Raw genomic sequence first — 16,410 nt, forward strand, 5'->3', positions numbered from 1 at the left:
CATTGCAGGTTCCTGTACCGGAACGGGGAGTGGCGGTGGCGGTGGGGGTGGGAGTGGAAGCGGGGGTGGGAGTAGTTCCGGGACCGGTACAGCTCCGGCTTTCGTTTATAGCCCGTACAAGGACGCGACGATTTCGATGGACTGGAACACGAACGTCATTTCATCGGCCGTCACGGGCCAGTTGAACCCTGTACTGTCGGTGTTGCCAGTCGGTGTTCATGCAATGACCCTCGCTTTTGCGACCGGCGAATGTGGCAGCGAGAACTGGGCGGGCGTCGATGGCGGTGCGCTGGCTACCGCCAATATTCAACGGTTTACCGCGGCAAATGTGAATTACGTGATCTCCACGGGCGGCGCTGCGGGGTCATTCACGTGCAGTTCCGATGCGGGCATGGCGACTTTCATCAATCGTTACGCATCGAATAACCTCATCGGGATCGATTTCGATATCGAGGCGGGGCAGACGCAGCAGGTGATCAACGATCTGGTGCAACGCGTCGTGGTGGCGCAGCGGAATTATCCGAATCTGCGTTTCAGCTTTACCCTGGCGACACTTGCTCCTTCCCAGCCGGGCGCGACCACGGCTGGCTCCTGGGGAGCAAGCGCACCGGACAGTTTCAACATTTATGGTGACTGGGTCATGCAGGCGATCCAGACATACGGACTGAAAAACTACACCATCAATCTGATGACGATGGATTACGGTTCGGCCGGAGCGGGAAACTGCGTTGTCGCGGGCGGACTCTGCCAGATGGGGCAATCGGCCATTCAGGCGGCCATGAACCTGCACGATCACTGGGGCGTACCGTACAGTCAGATCGAACTGACGCCGATGATCGGCGGTAACGATGTGGCCGGCGAAACCTTCACGCCAGCGGACGCACAGACCGTCGCCGCGTATGCGAAACAGAACGGGCTCGCGGGCATCCACTTCTGGTCGTTCGATCGTGACGTCGATTGTCCGCCCGGTGCCGCGTCGTCAACGTGCAATTCGATCGGCGGCGTCGGCACGCTGGGTTATTCGAACCTGTTTGCCAATAGTCTCCCGTCTGGCAAATGATGCGTGGCAACACGCTGAAGGCGACCGGCTAGCCCGGTCGCTGATCTCTCTCGCCTTCACACGTCGCGACGAAGGTTCTTGCTCGTCAGGGTGACAAGCGTGCCGCGTCCGACGACGCAGCGGCTCGTCGTCGATGATCGTATCGGCTACGTGAAGCAAGACGGCGACGCGTTGCCGAAGGCGTTCAAGCTGAAGGTACTGACACTCGAACCCGGCGAGCGCATCACGCTGCGGCACAGTCGGGCGAGCACGGCGCCTGTTCCTGGCGCCGCACGATGCGCGACGAACACGGGAATCGATATCTGCGCACCGCAGCGAAGCATTGCAGCAATCGATATTTTGCACGCGGTCCCGGGTGGCTAAGATCGAATCCCCGGGCGGACGCCCGTCTCGTCAACCAGCCCGCCCGCCCCCGAATCATGAACAACCGCACGGATTTCCCTCCGCTCATATGGCTGCCGGAAAGCGGGCATCGCCGGCTCCCGGTGCGCGCGAAGGTGCGCGCGTTTGCCGATCCGGCGGCGTGCGCCGTGCTGCGCGACGCCGGCGCCGGGAAGGCCGCGCCCGTCTCCAGGTCGCCGCAGCAACGATGACACAAGCGGCCGAAGGCGTGTGCATCACGCGGATCAGCTTCCTGACGCCGGGCAACTATACGGCGGACGATCCGTTGCCGGGCCTCGAGCAGACGCTCGACCTGTTCCGGATCGGCGAGGCGCTCGGCTACGACTGTGCATGGGTGCGTCAACGCCATCTCGAGCGGGCCGTGTCGTCGGCGGCGACGTTTCTCGCGGCGGCGAGCCAGCACACGACCCGGATCGGGCTGGGCGCGGCCGTGATCCAGATGGGTTACGAGAATCCGTTCCGGCTGGCCGAGGATCTGGCGACCGTCGACATCCTCTCGCGCGGCCGCCTGAACGTCGGGCTCAGCGCGGGCGCGCCGCCGCATGGCGCACTGCTCGGCGACCGGTTGTTCGATGGCGCGCCGGAGCAGATCGACTTTTCGCACACACGCGTCGCGCGGCTGCGCGCGAACCTGACGGGAGAGCTGCTCGGCGACGAACAGTGTTTCGTCGAATCGCCGGCCGGGCGCGAACGGCCGCGCGTGATGCCGTACGCGCCCGGGCTGACGCAGCGGCTCTGGTATGGCGGCGGCTCGCTGCGCTCGGCCGAATGGGCCGGTCGCAACGGCTTCAACCTGCTGATCGGCAATCTGAACGTCGGCGAGCGCACGGACGACTTCTTCGACACGCAGCGCAGCCACCTCGACGCGTTTCGTGCGAACTGGCGCGGCGCGCATCCACCGCGCATCGCGCTCGGGCGCGTGATCGTGCCGATCGACAGCGCGGATCAGGTCAGCCGCCGGCGCTATCGCGCGTTCGCCGCGCAACGCGTCGAGCGCACGCGCGGCCCGCAAGGCCCGCGTCGCACGCTGTATGCGCAAGACCTGGTCGGCAGCGCCGCGGAAATCACCGAGCGCCTGCTCGCGGATCCGGTCGTACGGCAGATCGGCGAGTTACGCCTGGAATTGCCGTACGATTTCGCGCCCGACGAGTATGAGCAGATCCTCACCGATTTCGTGCTGCATGTCGCGCCGCGTCTCGGCGGACAGACGAGCAGGACCGCGGCGTAGCCGAGGCCCGGGAGCACGGAGAAGAATATGGAAAGCCGAAAATATTCGTTCCGGCCGACCAGGGGGGCTGCGTTATGGTCGCTGGCATGCGCGCCATGCGGCGCGTGCCAGCGGGCCATGCCGGACGACCCGACGCGAGCGCCGTCGGTTGCGCGATGCCAGCATGTGTCCTCCGGTCGAACCGAATCACGAGGAACGCGGATGAACGACAGAAGCGGACGACGCGCGGCGCGCGCCGCAAGCGACGATGGGTTGGCCGGAGTGGCGTCATGAGCCGCGGACGCAGACGCCTGAAAACGCTCGTCGGCGCGGCGAGCGTGCTGTACGCGCCCGGCGATCCGGACTCGGTCCAGGGCATGCGACGCGCGACGTCGCTCGCGCGCAAGGCGGAAGCCGAGAAGATCACCGGCCTCTTCACGGCCGACCTGCTGCAGGCCGATCCGGCCGGCCTCGCCGGTGCCACCGGCAGCCAGGAGCCGATCGTCGCACTGGCGGCGCTGAGCCAGGCGACGTCGGCCATCGGGCTCGTCGCGACGGTGTCGACGACGTATCACCACCCGTACAACCTCGCGCGGCTGATCGGCACGCTCGATCACGTGAGCGGCGGGCGCGCCGCATGGAATGCGGTCACGTCGTCGGTCGGCGAGGAAAACTTCGGCAACGCCGCGTTGCCCGACCCGGAACAACGCTACGCGCGTGCGAGCGAATTCGTCGAGGTCGTCAACGCGTTGTTCGACGCGAACGATCCGGCCGCGACGCGGCGCACGCCGACCGGGGGCATCTCGATCGACCCGCTCAAGCTCGGGGCGATCGACTACCGCGGCGCGTACTTCCAGGTGCAGGGGCCGCTGAACGTGCCGCCGTCGCCGCAACGGCGGCCCGTGCTGTTCCAGGCCGGGCAGTCGGCCAGCGGCGTGGCGCTCGGCGCGCGTTACGCGGAAGTCGTCTACACGTCGCAGCCGACGCTCGACGATGCGCGCGCGTTCGTCGCCGACCTGCACCGGCAGGCCACCGCGTTCGGTCGCGGCGACCGCTTGCCGCTCGTGATGAACTCGTTTCACTCGGTGATCGGCGAATCCGACGCCGACGTCGCGCGGCGGCTGCACGAGAAGCACGAACGCATCGATGACGAACAAGGCCGGCTGAAACTCGCCGACATGCTCGGCGGCGGCGTCGACCTGCGCGGCCTGCCGCTCGACCAGCCGCTGCCGGAAGCGCTGCTGCCGACGATCGACAGCGTGCATCGCCGGCGCGGCCGCGTGGCGATTTTCGTTAGCTACGCGCGACAGCGGTTGACGCTGCGCGAGCTGATCATCCGCGCGCAGGAGACCGGTCACTGGTTCGCCGCCGGCACGCCGGAGCAACTCGCCGATGCGATCGAAACGCGCTATCGGGCTGGGCTCGTCGACGTGCTGTCGCTGCACGGGCTCGGCCAGCCGGACCAGGAAGATCTGCTGCTGAACGGGTTGCTGCCCGAGTTGCGCCGGCGCGATCTGCTCGATACCGATTATGTCGGCGGGGATTTTCGCGCGAATCTCGAACTGCCCGCGTGGCAACGCGAGTTCGCGCCGGTGTGAACGGGCGGACGCAATCATGAGCGCAGTACGCGTACATCGAGCACATCGAGCGCCGTCGCAGCCCGTCCTGAGCGCTGTCGGCATCGCGAAGCGGTTCGACGCAACCGTCGCGCTGGTGTCGCTCGACCTGTCGATCGCCGCCGGTGAGGTCGTCGCGCTGATGGGCGCGAACGGCGCGGGCAAATCGACCTTCGTGAAGATCCTGAGCGGTGTGATCCGGCCCGACGGCGGCACGCTGACGCTGCGCGGCGAACCCTATCGGCCGGCTTCGCCGCACGCGGCGAAGCGGCTCGGCGTCGCCACCGTGCACCAGTCGGTCGCCGACGCCGTCGTGCCGACGCTGTCGATCGCCGACAACCTGTTGCTCGACCGGCTGTGCGATCCGGCCTCGCCGTGGCGCGTGCCGCCGGCTGCGCGGCGTGCCGCGGCGCAACCGCTCGCCGGGCGCGTCGGGCTCGACGCCGACCTGTCGGCGCCGCTTGCGTCGCTGTCGTTGGCCGACCAGCAGCGCGTGACCCTGGCGCGCGCGCTCGCCGGGCAGCCCGGCCTGCTGATTCTCGATGAGCCGACCGCGAGCCTGTCCGCGCCGGAAGCGGAGCGGCTCTTCGCGCTGCTGGACGCGTTGCGCGACGACGGCGTCGCGATCCTGCTGGTGTCACACCGGCTCGGCGACTTGCGCCGCATCGCCGATCGCGTCGCGATCGTCCGCGACGGCCGGATCGTCGCCGACCTGGCCGCGCCGGTCGATTTCGATGCCGCGGTGGAAACGATGATCGGGCGGCCGTTGCCGAAGGCGCACGCGGCGGACGCGGGCCGTGCCGCGCCGTCGTCCGAAGCCGGCCTCGGCCTGCGGAACCTCAGGCTCATGCCGACCAGCGTCCCGTTCGACCTCGACGTCCGGCGCGGCGAGATCGTCGCGATCGCGGGCCCGGTCGGTGGCGGCAAGTCGCGCCTGGCCAGCGCGATCTTCGGCGCCGCGCGCCCGGCCGCCGGCGAGATGACGCTCGACGGCCGGCCGTGGCGGCCGCGCTCGCCGGCCGACGCCATTCGCGCCGGTGTGTTCATGGCCGGCGAGGATCGCTGGCGCTCATCGCTGTTTCCCGACAGCGTGCCGTTCGCGTCGATCGCCGGCACGATCAGCTTTCCGTTCCTGTCGCGCTGGTTTGCGGGCGGCGCGGTGCGGCCGGCCCGCGAACGCGCTGCCGCCGCGGCCGCGATCGCTGCCTTCGGCATCCGCTGCACGGGCCCGGACGATCGGCTCGTGCGCCTGTCCGGCGGCAACCAGCAGAAAGTCGTGCTCGCGCGCTGGCACGCGGAGCGCGCAACGCTGCTGCTGCTCGACGAGCCGTTTCAGGGCATCGATGCCGGCGCGCGCGCCGATATCGTCGATACGCTGCGGCGCCACGCGCACGAGCGCGCGACGCTGGTGTTCGTCAGCGATCTCGAAGAGGCGGCCGAAATCGCGGATCGCATCGTGCGGTTCGATCGCGCCACGCTCGACCGTCCGTTTTCGTCTTCCTCCTGAGTGACCGTGCCTCCCATGAAACCCGTTTCCTCTTCCCTGGCCCACGATGCATTGCTTGGCGAACGAGCGCGCCGCCCCGCGCCGGCCCGCATTCGCGCGGCGCTCGAACGCACGGGCATCCTGCTCGTGCTGGCCGTGCTCGTCGCCGTGTTCGCGCTCAGGGAGCCGGCGTTCCTGAACCTCGACAACCTGTTCAGCATTCTTCAGGCGGTGTCGATCGTCGCGCTGCTCGGCATCGGCGTGACGATCACGCTCGCGGCCGGCGGTTTCGACCTGTCGGTGGGCAGCGTGGCCGCGTCCGCGCAGATGGCCGCCAGCTACGTGCTGGTCGTCTGGCACGGCGGCACGCTTGCGGCGGTGGCCGCCTGCATCGCGCTCGGTGTGGCTGCCGGGTTGTTGAACGGCTTGCTGATTACGCGACTGCGCGTGCCCGACCAGCTCGCGACGCTCGGCACGTTGTTCCTGCTGGCGGGCCTGCAACTGATCCCGACCGGCGGCCGGTCGCTCGCAACCGGTTCGGTGCTGCCCGACGGCACGGACGCAACGGGCGTGTTCCCCGCCGCATTTCTCGCGCTCGGGCGCTTGCGCGTGTTCGACGTCGTGCCGTTGCCGGTGCTGCTGCTCGCGGCGGTGACGGTACTCGCCTGCGTCGCGATGGAAGCGACGCGCTGGGGCCGCGTGATTTACGCGATCGGCGGCAACGAAACGGCCGCGCGACTCGCCGGCGCGCCGGCCGCGCGCTACCGGGTCGCCGCGTATGTCGTGTCGGGCACGATCGCGTCGCTGGGCGGCGTGCTGATCGCCGCGCGGGTCGGACGCGGCGACGTGAGCGCCGGGCACTCGCTGCTGCTCGACGCGGTGGCCGCCGCGCTGGTGGGTTACGCGGTGTGGGGCGCCAAGCGGCCGAACGTGTTCGGCACGGTCGTGGGCGCGGTATTCGTCGGCGTGCTGCTCAACGGGCTCACGATGCTGAACGCGCCGTACTACATGCAGGACTTCATCAAGGGCGTGTTGCTGGTGCTCGCGCTGGCGTTCACGTTCGGCATCGGCCGCCGTGCCGACGCGCGTGGGTGACGGAGCAGGGCGTACGGCGCGGCGTCCGCAGTCAATCCGGGGCGTCGTTCCGGACCATCGATTCCCGCGGCGGTTATCACGCGTGCGCCCGATTGCGGGTTCCCGCATCGAAGCGCCGCCGCTGCAATCGGTTTGATATCCGAAGGAATATCCATTTCAGAATCGCTCGGTTTGAGCGTGCCGGTCGCGCTGATAGATTGTGCGGATATCGTCCCCCACGGAGACAAGCAGACCATGCGATCGTCGCTTCGCCGCAAGTCACGCATCGACCGGACGGTCGGCGCGCTCACGCTGTTTTTCGCCGCCGCATCGGCCGCGCTCGCACCCGCGGCGCACGCCGGCCCGCTGACTGGCGCGCCCGCGCCGTTCGACAAGGGCGGCGTGAAGATCGCGCTCGTCAACTATCTGTCGACCGGCGACTTCTTCCAGGCCTACGAGGCCGGCGCGCAGAAGCAGGCGAAGGCGCTCGGCGTCGATCTGCGCATCTACGAGGGTCGGCAGGATGCGGCCGAGCAGCGCGAGCAGATCCAGCAGGCGGTCAGCATCGGCGTGTCCGCGATCATCGTCAATCACGGGTTGCCCGAATCGTTGAAGGACGTCGTCCAGCGCGCGCTGGACAAGGGGATCAAGGTCGTCGCATTCGACGTCGATCTCGGCAATCCGAAGGTGCCGCAAATCGAGCAGAGCGATCGCGACCTGGCCAACCTGTTGCTCGGCCAGGCGGTCAAGGACAACGGCGACGCATTCGCGGCCGGTTATGTGTATGTCGCCGGCTTTGCGCCGCTCGACCGGCGCGATGCCGCATGGCGCGACTTCAAGCGCGTGCACCCGAATGTGCAGGAAAAGGCGCGCTGGGGCACCGTCGACAATCCGATCGCGCAATCGGTCGCGAATCAGGCGGCGGCGGCTTATCGCGCGCATCCCGACATCCGCGTCGTGTTCGCGCCTTACGACGAGTTCGCGCGCGGCGCGAAGCTCGCCGCGGACGAAGCGAAGCTGTCGTCGAAGATCCGCATCTACAGCGCGGATATCTCGACCTCCGACATCGAGGCCATTCGCGCGCCGAACAGCGCGTGGGTGGCGACGGCCGCGACCAATCCCGCGGTGGTCGGCGCCGTGTCGGTGCGGGCCGCCGCGCTGCTCGTCGCCGGCCAGGACCCGGGCGCGCGCATCGTCGTCAAGCCGACGCTGATCACGCGCGACGATCTCGTGAAAAACGATATCCGGACCGTGGCCGAACTCGGCGCGAAATTCCCGGCGTTCCGCGCGAGCGACGCGGCGAGCGCCGCATGGATTCCGAAGGCGGACTGAGCGCCGCCGGCAGCGGGCGGCAGACGCCGCCCTGGACGAAGCACAACCGACAGACTGACGTACCGACGACCCGGCCATGACGACCCTGAACGACTATCTCGCCCAAAAACGCGCCGCCTGGCGCGCGAAGCAGGAAGCGGCGCGCAACGATCCCGATTTCAAGGCGACGCCGCTGAGGGCGACCGTGCGTGCGCTCGGCCGCAGCGGCGTGCGCGAGATCCGCATTCGCGACTTCCAGGTGATCAGCGACAGTCCGCCCGATTTCGCGGGCTACAACCTCGGGCCTGCGTCGCCGGAGCTGCAGCTCGGCGTGCTGGGCAGCTGCCTCACGCACATCACGCTGATCCAGGCCGCCGAGCGCGGCCTGAAGATCGATGCGATCGAGGTCGAGGTGACCGGCGATCAGCATCCGTTGGCGCAGCAGCCGGGTTTCGAGCATGTGCCGGTGTTTCCGCACAACCTGCGCTATACGCTCGATATCGTGTCGCCCGAGCCACCCGACGCGATTCGCGCGCTGCATCAGGCGGTCGAAGCGGTCTGCCCGATCTTCAACCTGCTGAGGTTGCCGCAGACCATCGACGGCGAACTGCGACACACCCGTGTGTGACGTGCCGGGGCACACGCTCCGCAAGATTTGCCGGAACGCGGCGACAGCGCATGCCGGGGGTTGACCATCCGCGCCGCGCGGTGACGATGGCCGATGCGCGTGCCGCGTTCCGGGTTCCCTGGATATCGCCGGGCATTCGGCGCAACGAAGGAATCCGATGAGTTCGATCGATCTGAACGCGGTTACGCCGGTATCGGCGCCCATCCGCTCCGCAAGCGACGTGGCGCGCCTGATCAATACGACGGACAGTTCCGTCAGCCATGCGCGGATGATCGTGTTGCTGGCGCTGGGCGGCGTGTTTCTCGATGCATACGACCTGACGACGTTGTCCTACGGCATCGACGACGTGGCGCGTGAATTCGGCCTGACGCCCGCACTGACCGGACTGGTCGGTTCCGCGATCATGATCGGCACGATCTTCGGCAGCCTGATCGGCGGATGGCTGACCGACCGGATCGGCCGCTACCAGGTGTTCATGGCCGACATGCTGTTTTTCGTGATCGCGGCGATCGCGGCCGGGCTTGCGCCGAACGTGTGGGTGCTGATCGGCGCGCGCTTCGTGATGGGGCTCGGGGTCGGCATCGATCTGCCCGTCGCGATGGCGTTTCTCGCGGAATTCTCCCGGTTCGACGGCCGCGGCAACAAGGCGTCGCGGCTCGCCGCGTGGTGCCCGATGTGGTACGTGGCGTCGTCGGTCTGCTTCCTGCTGATCTTCGGCCTGTATTTCCTGCTGCCGGCCGAGCATGCGGGATGGTTGTGGCGCGCGTCGCTGATCTTCGGTGCCGTGCCCGCGCTCGTCATCATCCTGTTCCGGAATCGCTTCATGAACGAATCGCCGCTGTGGGCGGCGAACCAGGGCGACCTCGCCAATGCCGCGCGCATCCTTCGCGAGTCGTACGGCATTCACGCACACGAAGCGGAGGATGCGCCGTGTGAACCGGGCCAGCCGCCCGTGCGGATAAGCATACTGTTCCAGCGTCCGTATCTCGGGCGCACGATCGTCGCCAGCGTGATGAACCTGTGCATCCCGTTCGAATACACGGCGATTGCGTTCTTCCTGCCGTCGATCCTGTCGCAGTTTCTCGGCGCGGGCGTGTTCGAGACGATCGCGGCGTCGCTCGCGCTGAACGTCCTGTTCGCGTTGACCGGCGGCTTGCTGGGCATGCGCCTCGCGTATCGATATCCGTCGCGTCATGTGGCGATCGCGGGCTTCGCGCTGCAGTTCGTCGCGCTCGTCGCGCTTGCGCTGGCGGGGCATCCGCACGGCGCGCTCGCGATCGGCGTCGTGCTGCTGATGCTCGGCACCTGGCTGTTCGCCGAGGGTTTCGGACCGGGCGCGCAGATGATGATCTACCCCGCCTTGTCCTATCCGGCGGCGATCCGCGGCACCGGCGTCGGGTTCGGGCGTTCGCTGTGCGGCATCGGCCAGGCGCTTGCGCTGTTCGTGCTGCCGATCCTGCAGGCCCGTCTCGGCACGGACATGTTCTGGGTCGTCGCGATCAGCGCGGCCACGCCGATCGTGTTCCTGTTGATCGTGCGTTACGAACCGACGGCGCGCGACGTCGACGACGAGGGCGGTGCGTGAACGCTGTCGGGATCGGTCATCCTTCGAAAGATGCATGTCGCATCGTCCGGTCGCACGCCGCCGTTCCCGCAAGGATCGGCGACGCGTCGTACCGGCCCGCCGAGGCGGCCGGCCGCCGCATTGCGGTCACGTGCAGGCTGTCACCTGCCCGGCATCGCGCTTGACCTGCTCGATATCGCGAAATTGTGCGGCCGGATGTTCGTCCGGCAAGCGCGCCGCGCCGCCGAACAGCTTCTCGCGCAGCGTGCCCGGCGCATACTGCGTCGGATAGACGCCGCGGCGCTGCAGTTCGGGAACGAGGTGGCGCACGATGTCTTCGAACGTTTCGTGGGCCACCGCGTACGCGAGATTGAAACCGTCCACGTCGGTCTCGGCAACCCATTCCTGGAGGATGTCTGCCACGGTCGCCGCCGACCCGACGAACACCGGGCCCAGTCCGCCGATGCCGCCCCATGCCGCCAGCGCCTCGATCGTCCATGCGGTGTCGCCGCCCGACAGGTGCTCGACTGCCGAAACGATCGCGTTCGTTTCGACGCGCCTGACGGGATCGGTCGGCGCATACTCGCCGAAGTCGATGCCGGTCCAGCCGGACATGAACACCAGCGAGCCGTCGTACGACACATAGCGGCGGTACTCGTCGAACTTGGCCTGCGCCTTCTCGTCGGTTTCGTCGACGATCACCGTGACGAGGTTGTAGATCAGCACCTTGCGCGGATCGCGTCCCGCGGCGGCGGCCTGCGCGCGCACGTCGGCGACGTAGCGCGCGAGCTGCTCGCGGGACGGCGCGGCGACGAACACGCATTCCGCGTGCTGCGCGGCGAACGTCTTGCCGGGGCCGGACGCGCCGGCCTGGAACAGCACCGGCGTGCGCTGCGGCGAGGGTTCGCACAGATGGTAGCCGGGGACGTCGAAGAAGCGGCCCTTGTGACCGATCTCGTGCACCTTCCCGGGATGCGTGAACACGCGGCCGTCACGATCGCGCACCACCGCGCCGTCTTCCCAGCTGCCTTCGAACAGCTTGTACAGCACCTCGACGTATTCAGCCGCGACCGCATAACGATCGTCGTGCGTGCGCAAGCCGTGATCGCCGACGTTCTTCGCGCCGCTTTCCAGGTAGGACGTGACGATGTTCCAGGCGAGCCGGCCCTTGGTGTGATGGTCGGCGGTCGACAGCCGGCGCGCGAACGTGTACGGGTGCTCGAACGTCGTCGACGCGGTGATGCCGATGCCGAGATGCTCGGTCGCCATCGCGATCGGCGCGGCGAGCTGCAGCGGATCGTTGACCGGGATCTGCGCGGCCTGGTGCAGCGCGTGGTAGTTGCTGCCCTGGTAGACGTCGTAATAGCCGATCACGTCCGCGATGAAGATCGCGTCGAAGATTCCGCGCTCGAGCACGCGGGCGAGGTCGGTCCAGTAGTCGAGATCCTTGTATTGCCACGAACGGTCGCGCGGGTGCGCCCACAGGCCGGGCGACTGGTGGCCGACGCAGTTCATCTCGAACGCGTTGAAGCGGATGGCCTTGCTCATTGTGCGACTCCCGGTTCCGTGCTCGCGTGTGCGCCGCTGCCGACGCGCCAGACGAACGGCGGCGTGCGGCCGTTGATGATCCAGTCGCCGACGATCCGGGCCTTGTAGACCAGCGGATTGTGCGACGACACCGTGCGCGCGTTGCGCCAGTGGCGATCGAGCGCGGTCGTGCTGCGCGTGGCGGATGCGCCGAGTGCGTCGAACAGGCGCGTCGCGGCGCGCAACACGAGTTCGGACACGACGAGCTGGCTCTGCGCGGATTCGATTTCCGCGGCGACGTTCGCCGTCTGCTCGGCCGCTTCGTTGCCGCCGAAGCGCGCTGCGTAGGCCAGCTGCAGCGGCTGTGCGGCGCGCAGCGCGAGCGCGTCGGCCGCATAGGCCCACGACGCGATCTCGCCGATCACTTGCTGGAGCTGCGCGTCGTCGCCCGCGCGCGACGCGTTGCCGTGGCTGTACACGCGGGTGCGCGTGCGCACGAGTTCGCCCGCGTCGCGCACGATCGCGTGGCCGATGCCGGCCAGCGTCGCGACGTGGAACAGTTGGTAGAACGCGGTCTGGTACTTGAAGCGGCGTGAGAAATCGATCACGTTGTCGGCGTCGATCGCGGCATTCTCGAAGCGCGTCGTGCCGCTACCGGTGGTTGTCTGGCCGAAGCCGTCCCAGTCGTCCTCGCGGATCACGCCGGGTTGCGCGGTCGCGACGGCGACGATCACGTCGCTGCCGTCGTACGCGCGCTGCGCGAACACGTCGATCCAGTCGGCGAACAGGCTGCCGGTGCTGTAGAACTTCCGCCCGTTCAGCACAAGGCGGCCGTTTTGCTCCGACACCTTCGTGACGGTCTGGCCGAGTGGCACGTCGCCGGCCTCCGACCATGCGTTGCCGACGAGCTGGCCGCTTGCGAAGCGGTCGAACCAGGTCGTGCGTTGCGGGCCGGGTGGTGCATTCAGCCAGTCCTCGACGAACGCGAAGTGCCCGCGCAGCGCCTGCGGCAGATTGGAATCGGCGGCGGCGAGCTCGATCAGCAACTGGAACAGCTGCGGCAGCGATGCGCCGGCGCCGCCGTCTCGTACCGGCAGCCGTACCGCGCCGAAGCCGGCTGCCTTCAGCCAGCCGATCGCTTCGTGCGGCAGTTCGCGGCGGCGTTCGCGTTCGGCGGTGCCTGCGGCGATGCGGTCGAATATCGGCCGGAACCGGCTCGCGAGTGCGTCGTAGTCGGTGCCGGTGGAAAGGTCGGAGTCTGCGTGCGACGAAGTCATGCGGTTTTCCTCGAAGGGCGGGGCCGTTTGCCGGGCAGGCCAGTATAGGAAGTGCGGCGCGGGCGTTCCAATAACCGATTCGCAGATCGTTATCGTCGATCGGCATTACGCGAGCAGGCCGGGGACGCATCGGCGCCCGGGCATCGATTGCGACGCCGAAGCGTGCTGTTGCCAGGCGGGAATCGCGATGTCATTTGTCATCCGAAGGAATATCGTTACGAGAATCGCTCGGTTTGCCGGCCCGCGACGCGCTGCTAGATTGAACGCTTTCGCCATTCGACAGGAGAGTTCGATGTCAGAGACGAGCACCACGATTCAGGCGCGGCCGGCCGATACGAAACCGCAGGTGGCCCGGGTGATCGCCGACGACGCGCAGGCGATCGACGCCGCGCATGCGCTTGCGCAGCGGCTCGCGGAGGGCGCGGCCGAGCGGGATCGGGAGCGCCGGTTGCCGCGTGACGAGATCGAATGGTTTTCGCAGTCGGGGCTCTGGGCGATCACGGTGCCGAAGGCATACGGCGGCGCGGGCGTCTCGCACGTGACGCTCACCGAGGTGATCAGGATCATCGCGGCCGCCGATCCGTCGCTCGGACAGCTGCCGCAGAATCATTTCGGGCTGGTTGACGTGATCGCGCTGACCGGCACCGATGCGCAGAAGCGCCATTTCTTCGCGGAAGTGCTGAGCGGCAAGCGGTTCGGCAACGGCTTCTCGGAGAAGGGCACGAAGCACGTGCTCGATCTGAAGACGCGCGTGCGCCGCGACGGCGGCGACTATGTCGTCGACGGCACGAAGTTCTACTCGACGGGCGCGCTGTTCGCGCATTACGTACCGGTGCTCGGCCTCGACGACGCGCAGCAGGCGTGGCTTGCCTACGTGCCGCAACCGACGCCGGGGCTGACCGTGATCGACGACTGGTCGGGGTTCGGCCAGCGCACGACCGCGAGCGGCACGGTGGTGCTCGACGGCGTGCGCGTGCCCGCATCGCACGTGTTGTCCGCGCAGCGCGTGTCGGACGAGCCGACGCTCAACGGCCCGCTGTCGCAGATCATCCAGGCGGCGATCGATGCCGGCATTGCCGAGGCGGCCATCGACGATACGCTGGCGTTCGTGCGTACCCGCACGCGGCCGTGGGTCGACAGCGGCGTCGAGCGGGCGGCCGACGATCCGCTGATCCTTCGCGAGATCGGCAGTCTGCACGTCCGGCTTCACGCGGCGCAAGCGCTGCTCGAACGGGCGGCGCGCACGCTCGACGAGATCGGCGCGCGCGGCACGGTGACCGAGGACGATGTTGCGCGCGCATCCGTCGCGGTCGGCGAAGCGAAGGTGCTGACGACCGAGATCGCACTGCTCGCGGGCGAAAAGCTGTTCGAGCTGGCCGGCACGCAATCGACGCTCGCCGAGCACAACCTCGACCGGCACTGGCGCAACGCGCGCACACATACGCTGCACGATCCGGTGCGCTGGAAATATCACCTGGTCGGTAACTACTACCTGAACGGCGTGCGTCCGGCGCGCCATGCGTGGAATTGAGCCGCTCGCGATCCGGATGCTGACCGACGGGCGTGTCGCACCGTAGATGGTGGTCCTCCATCGAAGCGAGCGCCCGACCGGCGGCGGGTTCGTCGCCGTCAGAAAATCGTTCGGCTGCTCCGCGTTTGTACCGGTCGATCCCGCTCGCCGGACGGGCCGGCGCTGGCCAGCGAGTCATTCGACATCGCTGGCCGGATCGCCGACAATCCGGCGTGTGCACCGCGCCCGCGCGTGCTAGGCCCGCCCGAGAGAGTCTCCCCATGACCGCAATATCCATCAGGTCCGCCAACCTGGACGACGCGCAGGCGATCGCCGATTTTCACGTCAAGGTCTGGCGGCATACCTATCGGGATCTCGCACCCGCGCAAGCGCATGCGGTCCTCGACGAGGACTATCGCGGCAGGACATGGAAGGAAAAGCTGGCGTCGAACGACGGCAACCAGCTGGTGCTCATTGCGGAGTCCGGCGACAGGATCGTCGGAATCGGCGCGGCCGGCGCGCCGTCGGAACCGATCTTCGGCGGCCGGGGCGAGATCAAATTCCTGTATGTCGATCCTGAATTCAAGCGTCGCGGCATCGGCCGCACGCTGCTCGCACAGCTCGCGACGCATTTGGGAAAGTTGCGGTATCAGGGCGCCGCGTTGAGTGTCGTCAAGGGAAACGCGTCAGCAATCGCCTTCTATGAGGCGCTGAATGGGCGGCTTGCAGGCGAGTACGTCGATGCGGGGCCGATCTGGCGGTCGCAGAATATCGTCATGGTGTGGGACGATCTGACGAATCTCATCGGCTGACCCCAACCCCGCTTAACCCTGCCCGACGATGCGCATCACGCAAGGCACGCGCGCAGCCACGACGTGAACGCGGTCACGAGCGGCGTCTCGGTCAGCTCGTGACGCGTGACGAGATAGTACGCATGACGTGACGGCACCGTTGCGCTGAACGGCCGCACGAGCGTGCCGTCGATCAGGTCGTCGCGCACCGACAGGCTGTCGCCGAGCGCAACGCCTTGCCCGTGCACCGCGGCTTCGACGCCGATGTGCGCGTTGCCGATTTCGAGGATGCGGATGCCCGGCAGCTTGTCGGCGTTCGCTTCCGCCAGCCAGCGCATCCACGAGCCCGCATGCTCGCAGAACAGCGTGCGCCCCGCGAGATCCTGCACCTTGCGGATCGCATCGGGCCCGTTCATCAACGCCGGGCTTACGACCGGGAACAGCGCCGGATGCTCGAGCAGCTCGACGCGCCGGTTGCGCCAGTTGCCTTCCCCGTAGCGGATGCAGACGTCGACGTCCGACGAATAGATCTCGCGATCGTCGTTCGACGGAATCACCTTCAGATGAATGCCCGGATAACGCTCGAGAAAATCGCCGATGTGCCGCGCGAGCCAGCGCGACGTCAGCGACAGCGGCGTCGACACGACGAGGTCGCCGACGGCGACCGGCGAATCGAGCCTGACGGTGGCGTTCGCGATCATGTCGAACGCGGCGCCGACCGGCTCCAGCAGCGCCTCGCCTTCGGGCGTGAGCTTAACGCGCGCCTTTGATCGGACGAATAGCGCGACACCGAGCGTGCTTTCGAGAATGCGGATCTGGTGGCTGACCGCGCTCGCGGTCACGTGCAGTTCGTCGGCCGCCGCCGACACGGTGCCACGCCGGGCGGCGGCCTCGAATGCGCGAAGCGGGTTCAGCGGGGGCAGGCGGTTGCGCATCGGCGGGGGCGTCGGAGGCGAC

General features: G+C 67.9%; 14 protein-coding genes. 11 read left to right on the plus strand and 3 right to left on the minus strand.

The window, feature by feature from the left end:
- Nucleotides 1-136: 136 nt before the first annotated feature.
- From ACTRWB_RS36155 to ACTRWB_RS36195, 9 genes are all read left to right on the plus strand, one after another.
- Entirely contained in the window at nucleotides 137-1,060 is a 924-nt protein-coding gene (locus ACTRWB_RS36155; protein WP_446904722.1) for a glycosyl hydrolase, read from the plus strand.
- Nucleotides 1,061-1,138: 78 nt separating this feature from the next.
- Complete coding sequence (locus ACTRWB_RS36160; RefSeq protein WP_446904723.1) at nucleotides 1,139-1,423, plus strand: hypothetical protein; 285 nt, start codon at nucleotides 1,139-1,141, stop codon at nucleotides 1,421-1,423.
- Between the two features lie 226 nt (nucleotides 1,424-1,649).
- A complete protein-coding gene (locus ACTRWB_RS36165) occupies nucleotides 1,650-2,690 on the plus strand; it encodes an LLM class flavin-dependent oxidoreductase (RefSeq protein WP_446904724.1) in 1,041 nt (346 codons plus the stop codon).
- Between the two features lie 269 nt (nucleotides 2,691-2,959).
- Nucleotides 2,960-4,267, plus strand: coding sequence for an NtaA/DmoA family FMN-dependent monooxygenase (locus ACTRWB_RS36170; protein ID WP_446904725.1), 1,308 nt, complete (start codon nucleotides 2,960-2,962; stop codon nucleotides 4,265-4,267).
- Between the two features lie 16 nt (nucleotides 4,268-4,283).
- Entirely contained in the window at nucleotides 4,284-5,792 is a 1,509-nt protein-coding gene (locus ACTRWB_RS36175; RefSeq protein ID WP_446904726.1) for a sugar ABC transporter ATP-binding protein, read from the plus strand.
- Between the two features lie 15 nt (nucleotides 5,793-5,807).
- Nucleotides 5,808-6,866 carry an ABC transporter permease gene (locus ACTRWB_RS36180; protein WP_446904727.1) on the plus strand — a complete coding sequence of 353 codons (1,059 nt, stop codon included), beginning with the start codon at nucleotides 5,808-5,810 and terminating at the stop codon, nucleotides 6,864-6,866.
- Nucleotides 6,867-7,100: 234 nt separating this feature from the next.
- Entirely contained in the window at nucleotides 7,101-8,177 is a 1,077-nt protein-coding gene (locus tag ACTRWB_RS36185; protein WP_446904728.1) for a substrate-binding domain-containing protein, read from the plus strand.
- Between the two features lie 76 nt (nucleotides 8,178-8,253).
- A complete protein-coding gene (locus tag ACTRWB_RS36190) occupies nucleotides 8,254-8,784 on the plus strand; it encodes an OsmC family protein (protein WP_048249855.1) in 531 nt (176 codons plus the stop codon).
- Between the two features lie 157 nt (nucleotides 8,785-8,941).
- The gene (locus ACTRWB_RS36195) at nucleotides 8,942-10,369 is read left to right on the plus strand and encodes an MFS transporter (RefSeq protein ID WP_446904729.1); all 1,428 of its coding nucleotides are present in this window, start codon (nucleotides 8,942-8,944) and stop codon (nucleotides 10,367-10,369) included.
- A gap of 126 nt (nucleotides 10,370-10,495) precedes the next feature.
- Here ACTRWB_RS36195 and ACTRWB_RS36200 read toward each other — a convergent pair whose 3' ends face one another.
- Complete coding sequence (locus ACTRWB_RS36200; protein WP_446904730.1) at nucleotides 10,496-11,896, minus strand: LLM class flavin-dependent oxidoreductase; 1,401 nt, start codon at nucleotides 11,894-11,896, stop codon at nucleotides 10,496-10,498.
- A complete protein-coding gene (locus ACTRWB_RS36205; protein ID WP_446904731.1) occupies nucleotides 11,893-13,152 on the minus strand; it encodes an acyl-CoA dehydrogenase family protein in 1,260 nt (419 codons plus the stop codon). The genes ACTRWB_RS36200 and ACTRWB_RS36205 overlap by 4 nt, the downstream gene beginning before the upstream one ends.
- 292 nt (nucleotides 13,153-13,444) lie before the next feature.
- Here ACTRWB_RS36205 and ACTRWB_RS36210 point away from each other — a divergent pair, with 292 nt between their 5' ends.
- Nucleotides 13,445-14,683, plus strand: coding sequence for an SfnB family sulfur acquisition oxidoreductase (locus ACTRWB_RS36210; protein WP_446904732.1), 1,239 nt, complete (start codon nucleotides 13,445-13,447; stop codon nucleotides 14,681-14,683).
- Nucleotides 14,684-14,943: 260 nt separating this feature from the next.
- Complete coding sequence (locus ACTRWB_RS36215; RefSeq protein WP_446904733.1) at nucleotides 14,944-15,474, plus strand: N-acetyltransferase family protein; 531 nt, start codon at nucleotides 14,944-14,946, stop codon at nucleotides 15,472-15,474.
- 35 nt (nucleotides 15,475-15,509) lie between these two features.
- On the opposite strand, the gene ACTRWB_RS36220 is transcribed toward ACTRWB_RS36215, so the two are convergent.
- Nucleotides 15,510-16,388, minus strand: a complete 879-nt coding sequence (locus tag ACTRWB_RS36220; protein WP_048249863.1) for a LysR substrate-binding domain-containing protein — start codon at nucleotides 16,386-16,388, stop codon at nucleotides 15,510-15,512.
- Nucleotides 16,389-16,410: the final 22 nt, after the last annotated feature.

It is taken from the genome of Burkholderia sp. YIM B11467 (genome assembly GCF_052952715.1).